The 22,692-nt window shown below is 63.3% G+C and carries 22 protein-coding genes; 14 read left to right on the top strand and 8 right to left on the bottom strand.

Going from position 1 to position 22,692, the window contains the following annotated elements; translation table 11 throughout:
• Nucleotides 1-50: 50 nt before the first annotated feature.
• Nucleotides 51-212, bottom strand: coding sequence for a hypothetical protein (locus ACM43_RS07085; protein ID WP_271539207.1), 162 nt, complete (start codon nt 210-212; stop codon nt 51-53).
• Between the two features lie 338 nt (nt 213-550).
• Complete coding sequence (locus ACM43_RS07080) at nt 551-1,102, bottom strand: hypothetical protein (RefSeq protein WP_271539205.1); 552 nt, start codon at nt 1,100-1,102, stop codon at nt 551-553.
• Nucleotides 1,103-1,859: 757 nt separating this feature from the next.
• Between ACM43_RS07080 and ACM43_RS07075 the strand changes: the two genes are divergently transcribed.
• From ACM43_RS07075 to ACM43_RS07035, 9 genes are all read left to right on the top strand, one after another.
• Complete coding sequence (locus ACM43_RS07075; RefSeq protein WP_271539204.1) at nt 1,860-3,395, top strand: OpgC domain-containing protein; 1,536 nt, start codon at nt 1,860-1,862, stop codon at nt 3,393-3,395.
• Between the two features lie 345 nt (nt 3,396-3,740).
• Complete coding sequence (locus ACM43_RS07070) at nt 3,741-3,914, top strand: sigma factor-like helix-turn-helix DNA-binding protein (protein ID WP_333919203.1); 174 nt, start codon at nt 3,741-3,743, stop codon at nt 3,912-3,914.
• A gap of 268 nt (nt 3,915-4,182) precedes the next feature.
• Nucleotides 4,183-4,815 carry a DUF1326 domain-containing protein gene (locus tag ACM43_RS07065; protein WP_271539203.1) on the top strand — a complete coding sequence of 211 codons (633 nt, stop codon included), beginning with the start codon at nt 4,183-4,185 and terminating at the stop codon, nt 4,813-4,815.
• Between the two features lie 186 nt (nt 4,816-5,001).
• Nucleotides 5,002-5,655 (top strand): DUF2182 domain-containing protein, encoded by a 654-nt coding sequence (locus ACM43_RS07060; protein ID WP_333919202.1) that lies wholly within the window; start codon nt 5,002-5,004, stop codon nt 5,653-5,655.
• A 289-nt stretch (nt 5,656-5,944) separates the two neighbouring features.
• Nucleotides 5,945-8,578 (top strand): bifunctional diguanylate cyclase/phosphodiesterase, encoded by a 2,634-nt coding sequence (locus ACM43_RS07055; RefSeq protein ID WP_271539199.1) that lies wholly within the window; start codon nt 5,945-5,947, stop codon nt 8,576-8,578.
• A 173-nt stretch (nt 8,579-8,751) separates the two neighbouring features.
• Complete coding sequence (locus tag ACM43_RS07050; RefSeq protein WP_271539197.1) at nt 8,752-9,000, top strand: hypothetical protein; 249 nt, start codon at nt 8,752-8,754, stop codon at nt 8,998-9,000.
• Nucleotides 9,001-9,189: 189 nt separating this feature from the next.
• Entirely contained in the window at nt 9,190-9,852 is a 663-nt protein-coding gene (locus ACM43_RS07045; RefSeq protein ID WP_271539195.1) for an FABP family protein, read from the top strand.
• Between the two features lie 19 nt (nt 9,853-9,871).
• Nucleotides 9,872-10,579, top strand: a complete 708-nt coding sequence (locus tag ACM43_RS07040; protein WP_271539193.1) for a RibD family protein — start codon at nt 9,872-9,874, stop codon at nt 10,577-10,579.
• A gap of 9 nt (nt 10,580-10,588) precedes the next feature.
• Nucleotides 10,589-11,863: a flavin monoamine oxidase family protein gene (locus tag ACM43_RS07035; protein WP_271539191.1), complete on the top strand. Its 1,275-nt coding sequence runs from the start codon at nt 10,589-10,591 to the stop codon at nt 11,861-11,863.
• Nucleotides 11,864-11,914: 51 nt separating this feature from the next.
• On the opposite strand, the gene ACM43_RS07030 is transcribed toward ACM43_RS07035, so the two are convergent.
• Nucleotides 11,915-12,217, bottom strand: coding sequence for a hypothetical protein (locus tag ACM43_RS07030; RefSeq protein ID WP_193760572.1), 303 nt, complete (start codon nt 12,215-12,217; stop codon nt 11,915-11,917).
• A gap of 415 nt (nt 12,218-12,632) precedes the next feature.
• Nucleotides 12,633-13,211: a hypothetical protein gene (locus ACM43_RS07025; protein WP_271539188.1), complete on the bottom strand. Its 579-nt coding sequence runs from the start codon at nt 13,209-13,211 to the stop codon at nt 12,633-12,635.
• Nucleotides 13,212-13,618: 407 nt separating this feature from the next.
• Between ACM43_RS07025 and ACM43_RS07020 the strand changes: the two genes are divergently transcribed.
• Nucleotides 13,619-14,962 carry a hypothetical protein gene (locus ACM43_RS07020; protein ID WP_271539186.1) on the top strand — a complete coding sequence of 448 codons (1,344 nt, stop codon included), beginning with the start codon at nt 13,619-13,621 and terminating at the stop codon, nt 14,960-14,962.
• Between the two features lie 86 nt (nt 14,963-15,048).
• Here the strand turns inward: ACM43_RS07020 and ACM43_RS07015 are convergent, their stop codons facing one another.
• The 3 genes from ACM43_RS07015 to ACM43_RS07005 form a co-directional block, all read right to left on the bottom strand.
• Complete coding sequence (locus ACM43_RS07015) at nt 15,049-16,365, bottom strand: tetratricopeptide repeat protein (protein WP_271539185.1); 1,317 nt, start codon at nt 16,363-16,365, stop codon at nt 15,049-15,051.
• A gap of 15 nt (nt 16,366-16,380) precedes the next feature.
• Nucleotides 16,381-17,391, bottom strand: a complete 1,011-nt coding sequence (locus ACM43_RS07010) for an aldo/keto reductase (protein WP_271539183.1) — start codon at nt 17,389-17,391, stop codon at nt 16,381-16,383.
• Between the two features lie 307 nt (nt 17,392-17,698).
• Nucleotides 17,699-18,124 carry a PaaI family thioesterase gene (locus tag ACM43_RS07005; protein WP_036014328.1) on the bottom strand — a complete coding sequence of 142 codons (426 nt, stop codon included), beginning with the start codon at nt 18,122-18,124 and terminating at the stop codon, nt 17,699-17,701.
• Nucleotides 18,125-18,194: 70 nt separating this feature from the next.
• Here ACM43_RS07005 and ACM43_RS07000 point away from each other — a divergent pair, with 70 nt between their 5' ends.
• Entirely contained in the window at nt 18,195-18,821 is a 627-nt protein-coding gene (locus tag ACM43_RS07000; RefSeq protein ID WP_271539180.1) for an NUDIX hydrolase, read from the top strand.
• A 56-nt stretch (nt 18,822-18,877) separates the two neighbouring features.
• A complete protein-coding gene (locus tag ACM43_RS06995; protein ID WP_271539178.1) occupies nt 18,878-20,095 on the top strand; it encodes a hypothetical protein in 1,218 nt (405 codons plus the stop codon).
• A 202-nt stretch (nt 20,096-20,297) separates the two neighbouring features.
• Here the strand turns inward: ACM43_RS06995 and ACM43_RS06990 are convergent, their stop codons facing one another.
• Nucleotides 20,298-20,603: a hypothetical protein gene (locus ACM43_RS06990; protein ID WP_157283233.1), complete on the bottom strand. Its 306-nt coding sequence runs from the start codon at nt 20,601-20,603 to the stop codon at nt 20,298-20,300.
• Nucleotides 20,604-20,795: 192 nt separating this feature from the next.
• On the opposite strand from ACM43_RS06990, the gene ACM43_RS06985 reads away from it, so the two are divergent.
• Nucleotides 20,796-21,275 (top strand): hypothetical protein, encoded by a 480-nt coding sequence (locus ACM43_RS06985; RefSeq protein WP_271539175.1) that lies wholly within the window; start codon nt 20,796-20,798, stop codon nt 21,273-21,275.
• A 311-nt stretch (nt 21,276-21,586) separates the two neighbouring features.
• Nucleotides 21,587-22,534: a TAXI family TRAP transporter solute-binding subunit gene (locus ACM43_RS06980; RefSeq protein WP_157283231.1), complete on the top strand. Its 948-nt coding sequence runs from the start codon at nt 21,587-21,589 to the stop codon at nt 22,532-22,534.
• The last annotated feature ends 158 nt before the right edge of the window (nt 22,535-22,692 follow it).

The following is a 22,692-nucleotide window of genomic DNA, read 5'->3' as shown; positions in this document are numbered from 1 at the left end:
AAGCGCAATCCGCCCCTGGGCACCACGGTTCTTCTAAGAGGCTGACTGTTCTATTCTCGATCGGTCGCTCCCTCGGGGGCGCCCCGTCGTCTGATCTCGTCCTCGATTTCTTTAAGCACATCGAGGATGTCGGGAATGTTCATGTCCTCAAGCGCGTCGCGCTTATAGCGCTCCACGATGGTCAGCTCAGCCTCTCCGGCCCCGTCTTGCATCACCATCTCCCGTTTTATAGGACAAGCAGGCAGACGAGAGCGACTGATGACGTTCTCATCGCCGATAAATGCCTAGGGCCTCGCGGTGACACGCACCTATAGCGGCCCGAATCTGTGCAGATTGACCATCTCGCCACAAGGCGATTGGGACAGCCTAGCGCTCGTCCTTGGCGCTGTGATGAAGATTGAAAGCTCTGTCGTACGTGTCGCGGGCTTCGGTACCAACGCTGTATCGGCCAGGCCACCATGAATGTGGTGGATTGTAGTTGTCGTTCTCAGCGTCTGCCTTGGCTTTTTCGCCTAGCTTCTCGGGCGTCCAAAGGGACATTGATTTATCTTTACCCCACATCCTGGGCCTCACTAATGACTTTGCTGCGGCTTATGGCGCCGGCGGCAATTTGAAACAGGGTGCCAATCGCCCAAGAGCATCCCACCAGAACGCTGAATTCATTCCGCATGGTGTGGTCAAACACAATGATGCCAACGGACAGAAACACCCCAATCGCCGCAAAGAAGGTTCCGGCCGCGCTGGCCATCGCCGCCGCATCGGTTTCGAAGCTCCATTCTCCCGGTCGTCTGACTTGTACCGTCTGCACAAGACGGCTCGGCAGATCGATGCCTAGATAGAAGCCAAACGCCCCGTAAAGCATCATCAGCAAGGCGATTTCTTCGTTTCGGAATAAATCGCTTTCCATACGCATCAGTCCTAGGGCGACGTACAGGCCGCCGGCGCCTCCAACCATGGCAAGTCCGGATCTTTCAAGGACGTGCGCCACTTTGATGAGAACGGAGCGACCGAGCCACGTGGTAGTGGAGGCTCGAGCGTACTTCGCCAACTTTTTCTCTCCAGCCGACAAAGCGCCTAGAGCAGCTGCAATGCTCATTTTCATGGTATCCTCAATTCGGCCATTTAATTGGTCGCAAGCCACGCAGGCACTGCCTGAGCGCATCGTGATGACATTCGATATCAATTTGCAGGATGACGTGTGCGCCTACCTACGGCACCGGGCTGCCATTTCATGGACGCGGCGACTTCGGTGTGTGGCCGTTCTTGAGGCAGCTCTCGGACAAAACAATCCGATCTACAAGCAACAGACTAACGCCGTATCCGTTCCCAAACCCATGAATACTTTCGCCTCGGGGCAACTCATCGCGGGACCCAACGAGGCGGTATTCAAACTGGCAGAACGAAATCTACGCCAACTTCTCCCGAGCGATGTCCGTTGAAACTTCGGATCGACACTTTACTCCGGTTCGTGCCGACCGAACTGTCGAGCGCTACATCATGCAAGGGTCGGCACGTTCAGCATGAGCCGACAATTCATGCACGTCGAAGGCGAGAGCCGATTGAGAACAGTAAGTGGGGCTGCCAGTCGCGGCTGAGTCGGCGGATGACTCGAATAATTAGAAATTGATAGCTATTCGGAAATAAAGAGCGCATCGTTTCGTCGTGTTCGATTGTCGCGCCAGGGCGAAGCTGTACCCAGCGGGATGAAGCTCAAAGAAAGCTAGCTTCAGCGCTTTCCACCGAGCGTGGAGACCAATTGAGTTTCAATCGGCACACATTCGCCCGAGCTGAATGGCGTTTGCCCCCGGCGGCATCGCCCGCTGCGCGATATGGCGGAACTCCGGGATCAATCTGCGAGAATGATCATGGTGATGACCCGATCACGGAGCGAAACGGTGGTGTTCAAGCACCCATTCCGGATCGCAAGCGTTGAACGACGCCTACCGGCGGGCTCATATGAAGTGGTTACCGACGAAGAGTCGATGGAAGGCTTGTCAGCTCCTTCCTTTCAGCCCGTCGCCACCAAAATCATGGTGCCTGCAGTGCCGCCCCGCGATTCTTCCGTCGAGATGGTGACGATCAGTTCGCTTGATCTTTCCAATGCCCGGGAGCCTATGCGTGAGGCTCCTATCGATCTTGACAAGCATCGCGGTAGGACCTCGCCGAACACTGGTTTTCACCGAACGTCGGCGGAGATTGAATCCAATGACAAGGGATTCTTCGGTCGGCTTCTGCACCTCGCACCCAGGTTGCTCGCGACGCCCACGAAATCAGGGACGAGCGCGCTGCCGGAGCTGAACGGGCCCGGCCGCGACCTGCGCATCGATGCGTGCCGCGGTATCGCGCTTTGGTGCATTTTCTTGAACCACATTCCCGACAACATCGGAAGCTGGGTGACGCTGCGGAATTACGGCTTTAGCGATAGTGCGGAAGTGTTCATGTTCCTTTCGGGTGTGACCTGCGCGCTGGCCTACGGCAAGGCGCATGCGCGCGGCGGCTGGCCCGGCGTGCTCAGCCGTACTCTGTGGCGAAGCTGGGACATTTACGCCGCATTTCTGCTGCTCACGCTTGCTTGCGTCATCGTGGTCTACCTCGCAGGCAGCGGCGGGCTTGCCGACGAAACCAACACGCGCATTTTCTTGGATCATCCGGGAGCGACGCTTGCGCATGCAGCGATACTGCAATACCGACCCGTTAACACCGACGTCTTGCCCCTCTTCGTGGTTTTCCATCTTTTGTTCGCGCCACTGCTGTGGCTGATGCTCCGAGTGCCGAACATGGCGCTCGGCGCCTCGCTGTTGCTTTACGCGTCGGTGCATCTTTTCGGCTGGACCGTTCCGGCGTGGCCGAACAACGATTGGTTCTTCAATCCGCTAGCTTGGCAGTTGCTGGTTGTGCTTGGTGCGTGGTGTGTCATGGAGGGCAAGAGGTTCTGGTCGCGGATGAGCTCACGCACGGCGCTTGGACCTGCCGTTCTCTATCTGGCTTTCAGCCTGACCATCGCATTGGGTTGGAGCGCTAGACCAGCCGAGGGACTTGACCCACAGATCCTGACGAAGTTGCCTGACCTCGCAGGCAAATCGGACCTCGATCCTTTGCGATTGCTGCATTTTATTGCCCTTGCGATTTTGGCCGTATGGCTCGTGCCTCGCAATTGGCAAGGGCTGTCGACGCCGCTGATGCGCGGGGCGATCCGCTGCGGCGAGAACTCCCTGGCAATTTATTGCCTCGGCGTTCTGCTGGCGCTTGCCAGCCACATTGCGCTGGTCAACATCTCAGATGAGATTGCAATGCAGATCGCACTCAGTTTCTTCGGCATCCTGGTGCTGATCGCGGCCGCAACGATGCTCAGCTCGATCAAGACCAAACCAAGGCAGCGACAACCGTCTTCCTGACATCCGATTTCATCGCAGAGGATGCATACCCAAACGGCTGATGCCGCACGAGATGCAAAGCGGAATTGCTCTGGTGCACCGGTGCCTGCCGAACCGCGGGCAGAGATGATACGGATCGGTTTGGTCGAGCTGTCAGACGGGCTGCATCGCAATGGTCCGGAAGGCGACCGCACTCCGTCGCTCCCTTGCCATGTTTGAGAACCCCGCTCGCTTTCCGACATCACCGGTCCTTCATGGCAAGTGCAAAACGACCGTTGTCCCGAGGTTCCGGCACAAAGTCGCGGAACGCCTGGCTGACTTCATTCGACACTCATTACTGCCGCCGACGCGGCGAAACTGGAAGCCTTGGTCGCCGCCTTACCAATGGCTTTTCGCGAAGTGCTCGTGCTGCGTGATATCCAGGGCCTCGAACATCGCGAAATCGCCGAGATTACGGGGATCACGATCGGCACCGTGATGTCCAGGCTGTCACGCGCCCGTCAGAAGTCGATCGCTGATATGCATGAGGACAATTCCTAGCTCCGAGTTCCGGCGCCCGAGGCGGAAATCTGACGCCGGCCTCCTCCCGCCTCCCAAGATACCGGGCAATATTGGTCACTATACGAGCCCGGCGGCCGCTGATATGATCCTCGGACGGTAAACGGCAGCTCGCCACCAAACTTTTTCTGCGATGCCGGCCTTCTGATCGAACTCGATCCCGCTCGCGCCTTTTCGCATTGCTTCGACAACAACGCTGAACAAGTTCGTCAACGGCTGCCGCGTCCCCGCTCATATTGGGAGATGTGCCATGACTGCATCGGACTGGCGTCTCGAAGGCGAATGGATGAAGAACTGCACCTGCGCGTTTGGCTGCCCCTGCGATTTCAATGCACCGCCGACCCAAGGCTATTGCAAGGGATTGGTCGCCATGCGGATCGCCAAGGGACATTTCGAAGGGACCAGGCTCGATGGTCTCTGCTTTGCGATCACGGTCGATTTCCCCGGGCCGCTGCATGAGGGCAACGGGACAATCCAGCCCATCATCGACGAACGCGCCACGGCGGAGCAGCGACAGGCGTTGTTCGATATCTTCTCCGGCAAGCATTCGGCCGAAGGCACGCTGTTCCAGATCGTCAGCATGATCGTCACCAAGATCCATGATCCCGTGTTTGCGCCGTTCGAGTTCTCCTTCGACAAAGACGGGCGCGTCGCAAGACTCGTCGCCAGGGGCGTGCTCGAGACCGATGTCGAGCCGATCAAGAATCCGGTGACCGGTGATCCTCACCGCATCCAGGTGGTGATGCCCGAGGGGTTCGAACATCGGGCGGCCGAGATCGCATCCGCCGACATCCGCTCGACCGGCGCGATCCCGTTCGAGACCCGCGGTACGCACAGCTCGCTCGCCAACGTCGTGCAGACGCCCAAGGGCGTTGCGGCATGATGCGGCGCTGACACCGACACGAGAGCTCGGTGTCAGCTCCTGATCGCCATGGACAAGTCGATGGAGGGGCGCTCGATACTGGAACACTTGCTCCACCGCGACCGGCTGATCGTCGCGATCGGGACCGCCGCAGTGGTGGCGCTCGCCTGGGCCTATCTCGCTGCGGGCGCCGGCATGGACACGGAGATGATGGCCGACATGCCGGACATGGCGCCGATGCCGTGGACGCCATTCTATGGCGCGCTGCTGTTCGTGATGTGGTGGGTGATGATGGTCGCGATGATGGCGCCGAGCGCGGTGCCCACCGTTCTCTTGTATGCGACCGTGAAGCGCAAGCAGGAGGCTGCTTCTCGCGCCGCAATCGATAGCTGGATCTTTCTCGCCGGCTATCTCGTGACGTGGGCCGGGTTCAGTCTCGTGGCAGTCCTGGTGCAAGGAGCGTTCGAACGCTTCGGGTTGCTTTCGATGGCGATGGCAAGCACCAGCGCCATTCTGGGCGGCGGCGTTCTGATTGCAGCAGGGCTTTATCAGTTCACGCCGCTCAAACAGGCCTGCCTGCGCTATTGCGACAGCCCTCTGTTGTTTCTCAGCCGACATTGGCGGCCCGGCACGCGCGGCGCATTCCGGATGGGACTTCGCCACGGCAGCTACTGCGTCGGCTGCTGCTGGTTTCTAATGGTATTGCTGTTCGTCGGCGGCGTGATGAACCTGGCCTGGATCATCGGCATCGCGCTCTATGTCGCCGCCGAGAAGCTGCTGCCGTTCGGCCAACGACTGAGTTATGCGGCAGGCGCGCTCCTCATCCTGTCCGGCACGATCGTCCTTGCGCGCGCGATGTGAAAAGCGGTCCAAAGACGGTTAAAATGCGCCGTTTTCGGCACGTCCATGCGCGTGATTGCTCAAAGCCAGCCGGCCTCCGGGATGATACGGATGCTGGAATCTGAAGAATTGAGCTTTTTCCCAACAAAAACTTAAGGCTGTTCCGCCTATCTTCGCGCCACGAACAGCACTCGCGCGCCGCTTTCGGCCGCTTGTGTCCCTGTGCAGTCGAGGCGGAGACAAGGCGATGCCAATACCGCGGGCGAGCGCAGTTCTGCCGTGGCGGCCGGAGCGGGGGGGGCGCGTCGTGATGGCCGCAGGGGCAGTCCGCCAAGCCGGAAGAGCGATCCTGCGGAATGGCCCGCTGCAGATCGCATTGTTCTTTCTGCCCCTGGTCTGGATCGGCTATTTCGCAATCACCGCGTCTGAGCGGATGGATGCGATCGAGCAAGCGCGGTCGCACGGCAACAGCGTGGCCGAATTGTTCGAGGAGAACACCGAGCGCATCTTCGAGCGCGTGGATCAGTCGTTGCTGGTGGTACGGGCCCTCTACGCCGAGGATCCGTCGTCCTTCAGCCTGAAGTTCTGGTCCGACAAGGCACGCATCGCCACCGGCGACGTGGTCCAGTTCGCTCTGATCGGATCGGACGGGTACATGATCGAGACGACGGCGGGCTATTCCGGTCCGCCGCTCTATCTCGGTGATCGCGAGCACTTCATCCATACCCTGTCTCAGGTCGACGACCGCCTTTACGTGGCGAAGCCGGTGCTGGGCCGCGCGTCCAAAAAGTGGACGATACAGATCGCGAGAAAGCTGTTCGATGTGACCGGCAATGCGGTCGGCGTGGTCGTCGGCTCGATCAGCGTCGACGTCGTCGGCAGGTTCTACGACACCGCAAAGCTCGGCGTCGGAGGAACGCTGATGCTCAGGAATGCGAACCACGTCGTGCTCGCCGCCCGGGGCGTGGACCAGGGCTCCGTGCTGGGACAAAGCGCGCCTAGCCGCGTCGAGCGCGAACTGGGCGACGGCTTCTATGCGCAATATTGGAACGAAAACCGACCGAACCGCAGCGACCGGCTGATCACGGCGCGCAGGTCGCGCGCGTTTCCGCTCATCTTCACCGTCGGCATTTCGGAGCAGGAGATCTATTCCCGCTCCGCCTTCAGGCAGAAGGTCTATCTCGGCGGCGCGCTGCTGCTTACGTTCATCATCCTCGCCGCGACGACATTCCATTGGCGACGGCAGCAGGCGCTGGATCGCGCCCACCGCGATCGGCGCGATTTCGCCAGCAAGTTCGAGGATGCGCTCAGGAATCTTCCCCAGGGCTTGAGCATGTTCGACGGCCGTGACCGCCTGATCGCGTTCAACGGGCAATGGCTCGAACTCTATGGCCTCGTACCGGAAGACATTCGGATCGGTATGGATTTCCGGGAGGTGTTCGCGAAGCAGACCGCCGTGCTCGATGTCGAGACGTACCTCGTCGATTTGAAGAACCGGCTCGCTCAGTCGGAGCAGATCTCGAACACCGTGCAGTTTCCGGACGGCCGGGTCGTCTACATCTCCTACGGCCGGCGCGAGGACGGCGGCTGGGTTGCCACGCATGAGGACATCACCGAGCGCAAGGCGTCGGCGGACCGCATCGAGCGGCTCGCGCATTACGACAGCCTCACCGGCCTTGCCAATCGCAACCTGTTCAAGGAGCGCATCGACGAGGCGCTGGCCCGCCCGCGCCGGCCGGAGCCCGCGTGCGCCGTACTCCTGCTCGATCTCGACAAGTTCAAGTCGGTCAATGATGCGCTCGGCCATCAATGCGGCGACGCGTTGCTGAAGCAGGTTGCCGACCGGATCAAGGCGCAGATCCGTGATGCCGATACGGCGGCGCGAATCGGCGGCGACGAATTTGCCGTCATCGTGGCACCCGGCGGGGCCGGGATGCGCGAGGGCGCTGAAAGCCTGGCCGCGCGGCTGGTCCAGGCCATTGCCGAACCCTTTCACATCGATGGCCACCCCGTCGTGAGCGGCTGTAGCATTGGCCTTGCGCGCGTGCCCGAGCACGGCACGCGGGTCGACGAGATCCTTCGCAACGCCGATCTTGCGCTCTACAGGTCGAAGAATGCCGGCAGAAACTGCTTCCACGTCTATTCAGCGGAGCTCAAGGCGGAAGCGGATCAGCGCAACGTGCTCGAGATCGAGCTGCGTGAAGCGATCTGGCGCGAGGAGATAGAGCTGTTTTATCAGCCTGTGATCGAGCTCGGCACCGGTCGGGTAAAATCGGTCGAGGCCCTGGCGCGCTGGCATCACGGCACCAGGGGCTACGTCCCTCCGGCGGAATTCATTGCTGTTGCCGAGGCGGGGGGACTGATCGTCGAGCTCGGCCACCAGGTGCTCGCCAGGGCCTGCCGCGATGCGATGAGCATGCCGGGCGACATCAAGGTCGCTGTCAATCTCTCCGCCCTGCAATTTGCCAGCGCCAATCTCGTCGACACCGTGACCTTTGCGTTGACGCAGAGCGGGCTTCCGCAGACCCGGCTCGAGCTCGAGATCACCGAGAGCGTATTTCTCGCCGACACCGAGGAGAACCTCAGGACGCTCCAACGCCTCAAGGCGCTTGGCGTCTCCATTGCCCTCGACGATTTCGGTGTCGGATACTCGTCGTTGTCCTATTTGACGGCCTTTCCTTTCGACAAGGTCAAGATTGACAAATCCTTCATCGACAGGATCGATCGCTGCGAGACCGTCGCCGTGCTGAAATCCATCGTGCAGCTGGCAAAGACGCTGAAGCTGTCGATCGTCGCCGAGGGGGTCGAGTCCTCCGAGCAGGTCAGACGGCTCCAATCACTCGGCATCCCGCTCGGCCAGGGATTTCACTTCAGCAAGCCCGTGCCCCTTGCAAACCTCTCCTGGCAAGCCCCCACGGCGCGCCGGAAACGGCGGGTGGCGTGAGCTGATTCCTCAGGCGGTTGTCATCATGACCCGCCACTATAGCCGCTTGGACCGAAGAGCGTTCTCAATTGCCGGTTCGGAAGCCTGCGCCCGCCCGTCCTGGCACTCCCCTTGCTCAGTCCTGACCCAAGCCCGGGCCTCGGCGGAGAGGCCGTTTCAGGTTGAGGCAAGTGATGCAGGAAGTGTCCCGTTCTGGTGCTGCTGACGAACTCCGGCTCGACGCGTTGATCGCCGATTTATGGTGGCGCGTTCGGCTGATTAATACCGACATTCTCGAGGAAGAGGCGCGCGCCGGGGTGTTCGACCCGGCTCAGCCGACCTATCCGCTTCTCGCCGCCAACCTTCGCGCCCGACGCGACAATCTGGTCGCGACGATCGGCGTGCTCGAGCAGCGTGCGAGATCGGTGTCGGAAGCTGCTTGAAGCGGTCGCGGGGGCGCGCCAGCCTCCACGTCTTCGCCAACCGGCCGGCTGCAGCGCCAGAGGCGGGCGCGGGATGCAACGCGCATCATCGCATGGCTCGAATGCCTCCGGCGCTGTGCCGCTAACAGTTGAATTCAGGCCGCCGCCTGCCCGTGTTATGGCTGGTCTCCGCACCCTCGCGAGGCCCCCATGCTCCCCATTCCCGCCGATATCTTCACCGAACCCGAGGACGTCTCGCCCGACGGCCTGGCCAATCTCGGCCCGCTTCGGCGTCTTGCCGGCACCTGGCAGGCGGACAAGGGCATCGACATCAATCCGAAGGCGGAAGGGCCGGAGCGGCGGACCTTCATCGAGCACATTCGCATGGATCCGATCGATCCGCAGGCCAACGGGCCGCAGCTGCTGTACGGGCTGCGCTACCACATCCACATCAACACGCCCGAGGAAGACATCACCTTCCACGACCAGGTCGGCTACTGGCTGTGGGAGCCGGCGACCGGGCTGATCATGCAGACCCTGGCGATCCCGCGCGGGCAGGTGCTGCTGGCCTCGGGCAAGGCCGGGCCTGACGACAAGACGATCTCGGTCACCGCCAAGCGCGGCGACACCGCCTACGGGATTTGCTCGACCGATTTTCTGGAACAGGCCTTCCGCACCGATGCTTACCGCTGCGACATCACCTTCAACGACGACGGCAGCTGGACCTATCTGATCCAGACCGAGTTGTTCGTGCGCGGCGCGCCGTTCAATCACCACGACACCAACACGCTCCAGCTCATTGCGCCACCCAGGCTCAATCCGCTGGCGGCGATCGTGAATGATCATGCCGCAGGCGGCGGACCCGCGGCCTGAGCGCTGCCCTGAGGATTGCATGAAACCGTATGTCATCTGCCTGATGCACTCCAGCCTCGACGGGCGCACGCATCCCAGCCGCTGGCGTCCGAAAGGCGCGGGCACGGACTGGTTCGAGAAGGTCCACGATGAGCTTGGCGGCGATGCCTGGGTGATCGGCCGCGTCACGGGTTCGGAGTTCGCCAAGGGCAGGCCCTATCCCCCGACAGACGCAAAATTTCCGCGCGAAAACTGGTTCGCCCGGCGCGATGCGAAGACCTACGGCGTCGTGCTCGATGCTGAGGGCAAGATCGGCTGGGGGCGCGCGGAGATCGGCGGCGATCCGATCGTCGTCGTGCTGACCGAGAATGTCCCGGATTCGCATCTCGCCGGTCTGCGCGGCGAGGGCGTGTCCTACATCTTTGCCGGCAAATCCGAGATCGACCTCGCACTGACGCTGGACATTCTCAGCCGCGAGCTCGGCGTGAAGCGCGTGCTGGTCGAAGGCGGCGGCGTCGCCAACGGCGCCTTCCTGCGCGCCGGCCTGATCGATGAATTCAATCTGATCCTCAGCCCTGCGATCGACGGCGCGAAGGGCGCTCCCTTCGTGTTCGATTCGACCGAGGCGGACAGCGACCGGCGCGCGCCGATCGCCGCGATGACACTGGAGAGCACGCGCGAGCTCGGCGGCGGCGTCCTGCTGCTGCGCTATCTGATCCAGAACGATCCGCAAGCCGTGAGCCGGTAAGGCGCGGCCATGTCCGATCCGTCCGAGCACATCGTCATCGTCGGCGCCGGCGCCGCCGGCCTGATGGCGGCGCGCGAGCTGGCGCGTGCCGGCCGCAAGGTGACGATCCTGGAGGCGCGCCAGCGCTGCGGCGGCCGCATTCATCCGCTGCCGGCCTCGCAGTTCGGCTATGCCGCCGACGGCGGCGCCGAGTTCGTCCATGGCGAGGCGCCGGTCACGCGCGCATTGCTGCGCGAGGCCGGCCTCTCGCTTCAGGAGATCGAAGGCGAGCAGTGGAGCTTTGACGGGACGAAGATCACGCGCGAGGCGCGTGACGATACCCATGAAGCGGAGCTTCAGGCCAAGCTGGCGGACTTGAAGGACGATCTCACGGTCGCCGACTTCCTGCGCCGGCATTTTGCAGGCGACGACTACGCGCCGCTGCGCCATTCGATCGAGCGGATGGTCGAAGGCTATGACGCGGCCGATCCCGAACGCGCCTCCACGCTGGCGCTGCGCGCGGAATGGATGGACGGCGGGCACGCTCCGCAGGCGCGCATCGAAGGCGGCTATGGCGCGATGATCGAGGCGATGGCGGCCGACTGCCGCAGGCACGGCGTCACCATCCGCCTCGGCAGCGTCGTGTCGGCGATTGCGGAGGAGGGCGGCGCGGTGATCGTTCGCTGCGCCGGCGGCGACGTGCACGCCTGCGACCGCGTGATCCTCACCGTGCCGCTGCCGCTGCTGCGCGAGATCGCGCTGCCGGCAGGCGCGCGTGCCAAGCTGGCTGCTGTCGTCGACATCGGCTTCGGCAACGTCATCAAGATCCTGCTGCGCTTCGCGCGGCCATGGTGGCGCGAGCGCAAGGAAGACCTCGCCGACATGACCTTCCTGCTGTCGGATGAGGCGATCCCGGTCTGGTGGACGCGCTATCCGGACCAGCATCCCGTGCTGACGGGCTGGTTCGGCGGTCCGCGCACGGCGGAGCTGGAAAGCCTCGACGCGCGAGCATTGATCGATGCCGGGCTCGGCTCGCTCGCCGCAATCTTCGGCCTGCCGCGCGATCACATCGCGCGCGAGCTGGTGGCGTCCGCCGCGACCAACTGGGCGCATGATCCGTTCGCGCGCGGCGCCTATTCGTGGGCGACGCCGCGCACCCGAGCGGCACAGGCGATCCTCGCGCGCGGCGACGGCTTGGTGCTGTTTTCCGGTGAAGCGCTCTATCGCGGCCGCGACATGGGAACGGTCGAGGCGGCACTGGCGACTGGCCTGGAGACGGCGCTCACGATCCTGCGCGGACACTAAAAAAGAGGCCCGCATCTGATGCGGGCCTCTCGTCGCGTGTCTCTCCAGATCTTACCAGCGGCCGCCGCCGAAGCTGAACGTCACGCCGGGGCCTCCGCCGTAATAGCCGTACGGTCCGCCGCCGTAGTAGCCGTGGTGCCGCGGGTAATAACCGTAGCTCCTGTAATACGGCCGGTAATAGCCGTGATGATGCCGCCAATGATGATGGTGGCGGTAATGCCTGCGGTGCGCGCTGATGTCGGTGGTCTGGCTTTCCTGCGCGGTCTGCTTGGCGCTTACGCTGCCGGCCGCGCTCGCCGATCCACCGGCCAACGCCGCAGCACCGAGGGCGATCGCGGCAATGAGATATTTCATGTCATCACTCCAGTTGAAGGTCGTGTGACAACACATGAGCATCCCGCGCGTTCCTGCCACTGCGGGCGTCGAAACGACGCAGATTTTAGTTCCCCGATGAACGTACGTTAACGTTCGTGAACGAGCGAAGGCCGCGCGTTCTATCGTCGCATGACGAGGCATGGCCTGCGACTCGCGCCCCGAACGCGGCGCAGCGTCTCTTCGACGATGCGGTGCGAATCCGGGACACGAGAGTGGCGCATGTAGATTTTCGCAACCACTGTCACGGATGCGGATTAGGAAAGCGGTGTCCTTCGGAGAGCGCAGCGAGGATCGCGTCCTTGTCTGCGATGAATGTACGACCGTGATAGCTGAGCGCAGTGCCAGGGATCCGTGGCATCATCGCGATCGTACACGTTGACGCCAGCGGACGGACCTACTTGAACGGATCCTGGATCGACGGGACCGACTGGCGGATGCGGCGCACGCTGACCGGGGTGCCGTCGGAGACGAACAGCAGCTCGTATTTGCGGCCCTCGCTGTCGGTCGCCGAGCAGGTGACGTCGTTCACCTTTCTGGCGGCGAAGTTGCCGGTCTGCCGGCAGATGCCGGTCGAGGTCTGCTCGGCCGGCACGGGCAGGCCGTCGACCTTGGGGCGGTTCTTGGAGTTGAGCAGCACGCGGTCGATCCGCAGCTCGTAGGAATTGTCGTCGGCGCGCTTGCCGTTCTCGCCGGAGAAGGACACCACGTGGCTGTCATCGGAGGGATCGTCGACCGCGACCGCGAAATTGACCCGGCCCGTGTCGCCATGGGCATAGGCCACCGTCTTGCACGGGAAGGTGCGGCCCGCGACCCTGAACGTCTTGCAGTGGCCGGACATCAGCGCAAGGAGGTCGATGAAGGCGTTCGGCTGCGCGGGCGGATTGTTGACCGGAAGGGGTTTGGAAGTCTCGGCAAAACAAGGACTTGCCGCGATCACGAGCAACGCGGCGAGGACCAATCGGCGAAGGCGCATCGTCGGGCTCATGAGCCAGGGGGCCATGGCGGAAGAGTTTACCATAACCATCGAACCGCAAATTGGTTGCGATCCCGTTTGTGCTGCAAGTCCCGCCTGGAATACCACCACTTTCACCCCGACGGCGACTTGTTCAAATCGCCCGATCCATCCCGGCGGCCACATGCCATCAGGCCGGTGTTTTTTTCGTGGCGGGACAGCGGCGGCCGGTACGTCGGCGGACGCGGACCGGGTCAAAATAGCCATTGGTCTCCCTCGGGGGGCACCGATCGACGGCGGGCCGGGGGCTAGGCTTGAGCTAGCCGTGCTTTGGGGGTAGCCTCACAGAGGTTGATTGATCGATATTCTTCTTCTCCTGATAGTTTTCGTCTCCTGATCGTTTTCATCCTATTGCGTGAGGGTGCGTCATGAGTTTCGAATTCGATACTTTCCTTCGTGCATTGTCCATTGCTCTCTTCAGCCTCATCGTTCCCGTCGGCGTCTATATCGGTCGCATGAACGTTCGTGCGAGCCGGCGTGAAATCGTGCGAGATCTCGAGAGACTTTTTCAGTTCGCAAAAGTGGGCGGACGGCCGCTTATCTTGCCGTCGTTCGAACTGGTCAAATATAAATACGACCCGCAAGCAAATCCGGAGCGGCAGACCACGGATCCGGACTCCAACGCGGTCCGATTTTACATCTTCCCTGTCGCGATCTACGTCCTGCTGACGTGCCTTTGCTTCCAATTCGCGTTCAGGCAAGACATTGCGCCGCATGGGGTGGCCAAACCCGACGACTACGTCTCGAATTTCTGGACGCCGCGCGGTACCCCGGGCGGTATGATCACCTACGCGTTCATCGGCAGCTACATCTGGTCGATCCAGTACCTGATCCGAAGAATCGCCAATTTCGATCTCTCCCCGATTTCGTTCTTCCAGTCGTTCTTCCACATCCTGCTCGCGATCTTCGTGACCGCGGCGGTTTGGCACTCCGGGTTCATGACACATCTCGGCGACGGCGCGCAGGTCGCTCTGGCATTCGTCATCGGCTTCTTCCCGGACCTTTTCATCAGCGTGCTGATCGCGAAATTTCCGTGGATCCGGCTGCGTCGGGTGAGCTCCGCAAGCAAGGCGCTTCAGGAGGAGCTCCCGCTCGACATGATTCTCGGGATCGACCCGTTCATGAAGCTCCGCCTCGGAGAGTTCGAGATCGAGGACGTGCAGAACCTTGCGACCATCAACCCCATCCAGATCTTTGTGGAGACCCCCTATGGGCTCTACGAGGTCATGGATTGGGTCGCGCAGGCGCAGCTCATTCTCGCTGTCGGGCCCGAGCGGACGCGCAGGCTGCGGGAGATGAACATCCGCACGATCTTTGATCTCGAACGCTGCTTGAAGAACCCGCTTCTGCGCCAGCGGCTCATCCACATCCTGTTAAATGTCGAGGCGAAATACGCCCCAAAGTTCGAAGCCGTAGCGGAAGGTGCCGTCGCGACGGGCAGCGAGGTCCCGCTGAACGATGCAGATGCGCTGCAAGCCATCGTGTCCTATATCCGCGACGATCTGCACGTCCGCCGGCTCCGCCAAATCTGGGATGTCATCAACGGGCACCTCGATGGGCGCTATGATGAGCAGACGATCGGGCCGAAGCTGGCTCGAGGGTCGCTCAAGGCCGCGGCCGTCGGAGCGCCGGTTACCCCCGTGGTAACGCGCAACGGTGCTCGCCGCAACAAGCTGATTGATCACCGCGCCTCCGGGCAAGACGCAGCGTAAGGGGCTTGGTTCGATGGTTCGGCTGCGAAGTTGGCTCCGTGCGAGACGCGACTGAGATCGAGCCGCAGAGGTTTAGCTTGCTTCGCTCAGCTGGTGGCCAGCTGGTGCCAGCGCCCGTCGCGTGAGGAGGGGCGGCGGTGGAGGCGGGCGTCCAGCACGGCGCGCGCGCGAGGCAGCTCACCGCTGCGCATCAGCGCGACGATATAGGTGTCCTCGATCAGCTCGCGCTGGGCGTGACTGCCGCCGATGCGCACGACCTCGCCGAGCACGGGCGTGAGCATCTGCACGCAAGTCCGGTAATCCTCATCGGCGAAAGCCGCGAGCGCCCGGAAGATCGCCGGCACCACAGGGCCGGCCGGCAGCTTGCCGTCGGCCAGCCGCTGCTCGATCGCCGCAAGGCGGGCGGCGAGCGCTTCGCGATTCTGCGTCGCGGCTGCGAATAGCGCCATGTGGACGTCGGCAAAGGACAGGCTCGATTTCGGAAACAGTTTTTGCGCGCCGGCGTCGGCTTCCTGCCACAGCGCCTTCGGCACCGCATGGCCGTACATCGACAGGCGCCACAGCAGCGAGGCGCTGTCGGTGATGACGTTGAGCGGCGGCGCCTGCGTGGCAGTGGGCCGAAGCACGTCGGCATAGATCGCGAGCGCCCGCGCCGCATCGCCATGCTCGAGCGCGCCGAGCGCCTGATGCCAGCTTATATGTCCGTGGAGGATTCCGGCGCGGTCGTAGGCCGGGAGCCATTCGTCGACGAGACGATCGGCGTCCTCGATCGATCCATCCTCGAACATCGCATGCAGCACCGCGTGCGCGGCATGGGCGTTTTCCCGGCGCAGATTGAAGCCATGCTCGGTGACGGCGCGGCCGCGCGCGACGTCGCCATTCTCCGTCATCGCCCAGCCGGACATGGTCAGGAACCACCAGTCCTCGCCATAATGTGGCGCGATGTTCTCGCAGAGCTCGTGCCGGGCGCGGTCGTGATCGGCCATGCCGGAGAAGGCGAACAGGCCGAACGCGCCGAGCGGCAGCGACAGCACGACAGCGTCGCGCGGCCATGCATCGATATGCTTCAGCATCGATGCGATCGCCTCCGGCAGCCGGCCCTCGATCGCGAGCGCCAAGGTCTCGACATGCGAGCGCTCGCGCTCGCTGCCGCGCTTCATCACCAGCTCGCGCGCCAGCGCCGCCTTCTGCCGTGCGAGATCGCCCTGCTGGTAGAAGGCATGAACGCGGCCGCGGGCGATATGGGCCAGCGCGAAATCAGGGTCGGCCGCGATCGCGCGCTCCAGCATCTCCGCGGTGCCGGTCCAGTCCGCGAGCATGAGGTCGACGCCGTCGCGATAGGCACTTGCCGCCTCGTGCGAAGAGGTCGAGAGCGCCAGGCCGTAGCGGTCTTCAAGCCCCATCGTCGTCTCCCGCCCTCAAGCCGTCCGCGCGCGGCGGCCTTCGATCGGATAGGCCGGGTCGTTATAGCCCGGCGTCGAGGGATGGCCTGGTGTCACCAGGCGGTCGATCAGCGCCTCGTCCTCCGCGGTGAAACGATAATCGAGCGCGCTGATGTAGCCGTCCCATTGCTCCTCGGTGCGGGGACCAGCGATCACCGACGAGACGAAGGCGGAGTTGAGCACCCAGCCGACCGCGAACTGGCCGGCGGTGATGCCTTTCTTCTCGGCGTGAGCCTTGATCTCCTGCGCAAGCTGAAGCGATTCCGGCCGCCATTCGGTCTGCATCATGCGGGTGTCGTTGCGTCCCGCGCGCGTCTCCTTGTCGGGCGCTGCATCCACCCTGTACTTGCCGGTGAGCACGCCGCGCGCAAGCGGGCTGTAGGGCACGATGCCGAGACCGTAATAGGCGCAGGCCGGGAAGTGCTCGACCTCCGGCATGCGGTTCATGGCGTTGTAATAGGGCTGGCTCACCGCGGGCCGGTCGATGCCGAGCCGGTCGCAGATGTTGCAGATCTCGGCGACGCGCCAGGCGCGGTAGTTGGAGACGCCGAAATAGCGCACCTTGCCGGCGTGGATCAGGTCGCTCATGGCGCGCACCGTTTCCTCCAACGGCGTGGCATGGTCTTCCTTGTGCAGATAGTAGATGTCGATGTGATCGGTGCCGAGCCGCATCAAGCTCTCGTCCGCCGCCTGCAACACCCAGCGCCGCGACAGCCCGCCGCGATTGGGATCGTCCCCCATGGGGTTTGCGAGCTTTGTGGCAAGCACCCACGCGCCACGATTGCGCGCGATCGCGCGGCCGACGACTTCCTCGGAGGCGCCTTTCGAATAAGCGTCCGCGGTGTCGATGAAGTTGATCCCGGCGTCGCGTGCCTTGTCGATGATCCGCTTCGAGGTGGCTTCATCGGTCGGCCCGCCGAACATCATGGTGCCCAGGCAAATCGGCGAGACCTTGAGGCCGCTGCGGCCGAGCTGGCGGTATTGCATGGGCGAGTCCTCGATGTCTTGTGAAGGCCAGCATAACCGCCCGGTTCCGTCATTGCGAGCGCAGCGACTTGTCCGCCGAAGCCTTGGCGAAGGCGGAAGCAATCCAGAGCTCCCATTTCCTCTCGTCGTCCCGGACAAGCGCGCCCCCGAGGCGCGCGCTGATCCGGGACCCATAGCCACAGGGAGTTGTTTGACGAAGACTCGGAGTTACCAGCTTCGCGCTACAACTCCGTCCTGGGGTTATGGGTCCCCGCCTTCGCGGGGACGACGGCGGAGCGTATGGCTGCGACGGTGCTAGCCCGACTAGCTACCCCGGCCCCTTCAAGATCTTGAACACGCCGTTCGCCATCACAATGCAGCGGTCGTCCACCGTCACTTCGGTGCTCATGAAGATCAGGCTGCGGGTCGAGCGCACCACGCGCGGACGGGAGATCAGGGTGTCGCCGATCTGGCCGGCCTCGACGAAATGGGTGTCGAGCTGCACCGTCGCCAAGTACTCCTTGCCGGAGACGTAGCGGGCGGTCATGCCGCAGGTGCGGTCGGCGAACGTCATCATCACGCCGCCCTGGACCATGCCGCGGCGGTTGTGGTGCTTGTCCTCGGTCGCGAGCGCGAACTCGTAATGGCCGTCGACCTTGCGCTCCCACAACGGGCCGATCAGATGCAGGAAGCCCGTGGTCTCCAGGATGCTCCAGCCCTCTGATTTCAGCCTTGCGGCGGCCTTGCTGGTCATGTCGTCGTCTGTCCTTGCAACGCGATGTCTCCTCGTTTCATCAGATGCAGTCCTGGTGTAGTCAAGCATCATGAGAGCGTTCGACGATGCCACCAGACGGAATATCGCAGAGGTCTGCGCCGCCTTCGCGCGGCTGCCCGACACAGCCGAGCCGTCGGCGCTGAAGCGCGCCGCGGTGGCGCTGGCGCTGACCGAATCCGACGACGGTGGCGACACCGCCTTCCTGCTCACCAGGCGCGCCTCGCACCTGCGCGCCCATCGCGGCCAATGGGCGCTGCCCGGCGGACGCTGCGATGCCGGCGAGACGCCGGTCGAGGCGGCGCTGCGCGAGCTCGACGAGGAGCTCGCACTCGCGCTGTCAGGCGATGCGGTGCTCGGCCTGCTCGACGATTATCCGACGCGCTCGGGCTATCTGATCACGCCGGTCGTGGTCTGGGCGGCCGACAGTGCTGCGATCCGCCCGAACCCGGACGAGGTCGCCTCCGTCCATCGCATCGCGCTGGCCACGATCGAGCGCGACGATGCCTTCGATTTCACGGAGATCCCCGAGAGCAGCCGCCGCGTGATCCGCTTCCATCACCAGATGAGCCTGATCCATGCCCCGACCGCGGCGCTGATCTACCAGTTCCGCGAGGTGCTGGCGGGGCGGCACACCCGCGTCACCGACCTGGAACAGCCGGTATTCGCCTGGACGTGACGATGGTAAACGGCGCGTTAACGCGACGGTTACCGGATGCCTGCTAAGAAGGCAGCATGCATCATTCGATTCGAAATAAATTGGCGCTGGTTCCGCTCGCGCTCGTCCTGATCTCGCCTGCGGCGCGCGGCGCCGAGGCCGACGCGCTGTCGCCCGCCGTCCGCAATGCAAACGCCCAGCTGCTGTCGCAGTTTTTCGCGCAAGGCGCGGCGGCTTCACCGGCCGTGCTCGAATATCGCCGCAAGCTCGCGGAATATCAGGCCGCGCGCGCCGCCTTCGATGCCGAGGCCGGCGCCTATTGGAGCCAGATCTCCGAGAAGCGGAAGGCCCGCAACGCCAAGCGGCGCAGCGGACAGCAGATCACGCTTGATGATTACGTGCTGGAGCATCCGCCGCTCTACAACGGACCGAAGAAGCCGGTGAACCCGGAGCCGGAGGAAACGCCGGACCGCCCCACAAGGAGGCCGATCCCGGTCGTCGCCGATTTCCTGCGTGCGGCGCAGGAACTCTACCAGTTCACGCCGCAACGCCCGTCCAGCGAGCTCGAGTTCAAGCGCGCCTATGCGCGCTACGCTCTGGCCCATGGCCTGACGCGCGAGCAGGCGGTGCGGGTCTATTCGTTCGAGACCGGCGGCACCGGCAGTTACGACGTGCAGGCGGGCATCGAGCATGGCGGCAAGCGCGCGATCTCGACCGCGATGGGCTACAACCAGCTGCTCACCACCAACAGCGTCGAACTGCTCGCCGAGCAGGGCCATGAACTGATCCGCGCCCTTTCCGAGAAGGTGGCGCGCACATCAGGACCGGCGCGGCATGCGCTCGAGCACAAGCTCGCTGTCCTGAAGAAGATGGTGGCGCACGCGAAGTCGGTGCCCGATACCTGGTCGGAGCACGAGAAGATGGGCGCTACCCCGCAGGGCTGGGCCATGCATGCGATGGTGCTCGACGTCGATATCGGTCCGATGCTGCAGACCCACAAGCTGCTGACATCGGTGCATTTCGCCCGGGCCAAGGGCCACACGCGCCCGCTCTCTGCGGCCGAGCTCGAGATGATGAACCTCACCGGCGACGGCACCGGCCTCGACATGGTGACGATGCCGCAGGCGATGCGAGAGCGGGTGCCGACCTCGAACTTCTTCCAGCGCGGCGGCTATGAGCGCAACCCGGTCGCGATCCGCCACAACACGGTGGCCAAGCTGCTGGCCGTGACCGACGAGCGCATGGACGTGAACAGCGGCAAAGCCGGCGCAAGGGAGCTGGCAGGGGCGTTCTAGGACGCTGGCGCTGTCTTCACCTCTCCCCGCTTGCGGGGAGAGGTCGGATTGCATCGTCAGATGCAATCCGGGTGAGGGGGTACAGGTCCCTCGACGATCTCATGCGTGGAGAGAGGCCCCTCACCCCAACCCTCTCAGCGCGAGCGAAGCTCGTCGCGGCCCCGTAAGAACGGGGCGAGGGAGCGCACCGTAATCGCGGCTCCTACTGATCCGGCCCGAACTTGAACTTGCCGTCGCCCTCCAGATACGGACCGGTGCGCATGTAGAGCTGTCCGTTCTGGCCGATGAAGAACAGTGTGCCCTTGGGCACCTTCTTGGCGCCCTTCAAGAGCTCGCCGGCGTTGCTGGTGCCCATCTTGTAGGAATAGGTCTTGCCCTCCCTGTCGTAGGCGTAGGCGGTGTCGGTCTTCAGCTCCCAGGGCGTCGCTGCGGTTTGCGCCAATGCGGGCCAAGCCAATGCGCCGAGCGCGGCTGCGATTGCAAATGTCTTGATTGAAAATGCCGTCATCCCATCCTCCCAAGATCGGGACATTCCAGATTGAACAAATCACGAACGCTGCGTCCCGGTCAATTTGCGATAGCGCCGCAGCGCATCACGTCTTGCCCAGCAGTTTGTGATTTTCCCTCCGTCCCCTCGCGACTATGTTCCGCTTTCCGTCTAGAACGCAACTCGACAAAAATATTGGTGGGGATGATTCGAATGAACCTTGTCGTCAAAGCCTGCTCGGCTGCCGCGCTGTTGCTCACGGCGCTGGCGCCGGCCGCCCAAGCCGATGACTACCGGCTCAGCCACAACCAGCGGATTTCGTGCAGCCGCGGCCTTGCCCCGGGCAAGCTGAACACGGCGACCTGCAAGTCCTACACCTATCTCTTCAACACCAAGACCTCGGAATATTTCCGCTGCCAGGTTTCCCTGGCGCTGACCCGCGACAACAAGGAAGTCATCAACGTCCAGACCGACGGCGGCTGCACCAAGAAGCCGCGCATTTTCGAGACCGACGGCAAGTACGATTTCGACGCCACCGAGACCGAGCCGCCGAACACCAATTCGTTCTTCGGCCCCGGCGGCTATTCGGTCTGGGCGGCCGACGTCGGCGCGCAGAAGGTGCGCGGCTGCATCGCCATCTCCTCCGGCCTCGGCTCCGACATCTCCAAATGCCTGGACATGACGTTCCAGTAGCATTTGCTGCTCGGGGGTGTGCTCGACCATCGCCTCAATGAAGGTGCGCTCCCTCCCCCGCCTGCGGGGGAGGGTTGGGGAGAGGGTGTCGCCACAACGGGACTGTCCCCTAGAGGAAAGAGCCCCCACCCGGATCGCTGCGACCTCTCCCGCGAGCGGGAGAGGTGAAGTGCCACCTCGCCGCACCGTCCGGTTCCCAAAAAAACCAGCGGGAACGGCCCTTTGCCGCAGTCCTGTTGTGCCTTTTGGATGGGTTGACCCGCATCCCTCATGGGGCCAATTTCGCCGCCGGTTTGGGGAGTACAACAACCATGAAACGGACGATTTTCGGCGCAGCCGCGGCTCTGGCTCTGGCGGCGTCGGCACCTTGCGCCCAGGCGCAATCCTTCATCAACGTGCTGACGGGTGGAACCTCGGGCGTCTACTATCCGCTCGGGGTCGCGATCGGAAAGATATACGGCGACAAGATTCCGAACGTGAAGACGCAGGTGCAGGCCACCAAGGCGTCGGTCGAGAACCTGATCCTGCTGCAGCAGGGCCGCGGCGAGCTGGCGTTCACGCTGGGCGACTCGCTGAAGGCCGCCTGGGACGGCGAGGAGGAGGCGGGCTTCAAGACCAAGCTCGACAAGCTGCGCACCATCGGCGCGATCTATCCGAACTACATCCAGATCGTCGCGACCGCGGACAGCGGCATCAAGACACTCGCCGACCTCAAGGGCAAGAGCCTGTCGGTCGGTGCGCCGAAGTCGGGCACGGAGCTGAACTCCCGCGCGATCCTGGCCGCTGCCGGCATGAGCTACAAGGAGCTCGGCAAGGTCGAATATCTGCCCTTTGCCGAATCCGTCGATCTCATGAAGAACCGGCAGCTCAACGCCACGCTGCAATCGGCCGGGCTCGGCGTCGCCTCGCTGAAGGACCTCTCGACCTCGAGCCCGATCACGGTGGTGTCGGTGCCGAAGGAGACCGTCGACAAGATCGGCCCGCCCTTCGTCGCGGCGACCATTCCGGCCAACACCTATACGGGCCAGGACAAGGACGTGCCGACTGCGGCCGTGATCAATTATCTGGTCACCAGCTCCGCCGTCTCGGACGATCTCGCCTATCAGATGACCAAGCTGGTCTATGAATCGCTGCCCGAGCTCGTCACTGCGCACGCGGCCGGCAAGGAGATCAAGCTCGAGACCGCCGCCACCGGCAGCCCGGTCCCGCTGCACCCCGGCGCGATCCGCTATTACAAGGAAAAGGGGCTGATCAAGTAATCAGCTCCTGTCGTCGGACGTCATGGCCGGGCTTGTCCCGGCCATCCACGTTCTGCGGCGGTGCATGGAAGTTTCGTGGATGCCCGGGACAAGCCCGGGCATGACGGCTCGGGACATACCGTGCCAATGCTACAAGCGCTCGACGATTGGGGATGGGC

It is taken from the genome of Bradyrhizobium sp. CCBAU 45321 (assembly GCF_028128975.1).
GTDB lineage: Bacteria > Pseudomonadota > Alphaproteobacteria > Rhizobiales > Xanthobacteraceae > Bradyrhizobium > Bradyrhizobium yuanmingense.
The sequence above is the reverse complement of the archived record's forward strand: the minus strand, read 5'-3'. Positions and strand labels throughout refer to the sequence as shown.

Bases quoted from the DNA above. Each gene is read 5' to 3' on its own strand.
- ACM43_RS07085 (WP_271539207.1), bottom strand. From the start codon at position 212: ATGCAAGACGGGGCCGGAGAGGCTGAGCTGACCATCGTGGAGCGCTAT.
- ACM43_RS07030 (WP_193760572.1), bottom strand. From the start codon at position 12,217: ATGAAATATCTCATTGCCGCGATCGCCCTCGGTGCTGCGGCGTTGGCC.
- ACM43_RS07065 (WP_271539203.1), top strand. From the start codon at position 4,183: ATGACTGCATCGGACTGGCGTCTCGAAGGCGAATGGATGAAGAACTGC.
- ACM43_RS07000 (WP_271539180.1), top strand. From the start codon at position 18,195: ATGAGAGCGTTCGACGATGCCACCAGACGGAATATCGCAGAGGTCTGC.
- ACM43_RS07025 (WP_271539188.1), bottom strand. From the start codon at position 13,211: ATGCGCCTTCGCCGATTGGTCCTCGCCGCGTTGCTCGTGATCGCGGCA.
- ACM43_RS07075 (WP_271539204.1), top strand. From the start codon at position 1,860: ATGATCATGGTGATGACCCGATCACGGAGCGAAACGGTGGTGTTCAAG.
- ACM43_RS07010 (WP_271539183.1), bottom strand. From the start codon at position 17,391: ATGCAATACCGCCAGCTCGGCCGCAGCGGCCTCAAGGTCTCGCCGATT.
- ACM43_RS07045 (WP_271539195.1), top strand. From the start codon at position 9,190: ATGCTCCCCATTCCCGCCGATATCTTCACCGAACCCGAGGACGTCTCG.
- ACM43_RS07060 (WP_333919202.1), top strand. From the start codon at position 5,002: ATGATGGCCGACATGCCGGACATGGCGCCGATGCCGTGGACGCCATTC.
- ACM43_RS07020 (WP_271539186.1), top strand. From the start codon at position 13,619: ATGAGTTTCGAATTCGATACTTTCCTTCGTGCATTGTCCATTGCTCTC.
- ACM43_RS07015 (WP_271539185.1), bottom strand. From the start codon at position 16,365: ATGGGGCTTGAAGACCGCTACGGCCTGGCGCTCTCGACCTCTTCGCAC.
- ACM43_RS07005 (WP_036014328.1), bottom strand. From the start codon at position 18,124: ATGACCAGCAAGGCCGCCGCAAGGCTGAAATCAGAGGGCTGGAGCATC.
- ACM43_RS06980 (WP_157283231.1), top strand. From the start codon at position 21,587: ATGAAACGGACGATTTTCGGCGCAGCCGCGGCTCTGGCTCTGGCGGCG.
- ACM43_RS07035 (WP_271539191.1), top strand. From the start codon at position 10,589: ATGTCCGATCCGTCCGAGCACATCGTCATCGTCGGCGCCGGCGCCGCC.
- ACM43_RS06990 (WP_157283233.1), bottom strand. From the start codon at position 20,603: ATGACGGCATTTTCAATCAAGACATTTGCAATCGCAGCCGCGCTCGGC.
- ACM43_RS07040 (WP_271539193.1), top strand. From the start codon at position 9,872: ATGAAACCGTATGTCATCTGCCTGATGCACTCCAGCCTCGACGGGCGC.
- ACM43_RS07080 (WP_271539205.1), bottom strand. From the start codon at position 1,102: ATGAAAATGAGCATTGCAGCTGCTCTAGGCGCTTTGTCGGCTGGAGAG.
- ACM43_RS06985 (WP_271539175.1), top strand. From the start codon at position 20,796: ATGAACCTTGTCGTCAAAGCCTGCTCGGCTGCCGCGCTGTTGCTCACG.
- ACM43_RS06995 (WP_271539178.1), top strand. From the start codon at position 18,878: ATGCATCATTCGATTCGAAATAAATTGGCGCTGGTTCCGCTCGCGCTC.
- ACM43_RS07050 (WP_271539197.1), top strand. From the start codon at position 8,752: ATGCAGGAAGTGTCCCGTTCTGGTGCTGCTGACGAACTCCGGCTCGAC.
- ACM43_RS07055 (WP_271539199.1), top strand. From the start codon at position 5,945: ATGGCCGCAGGGGCAGTCCGCCAAGCCGGAAGAGCGATCCTGCGGAAT.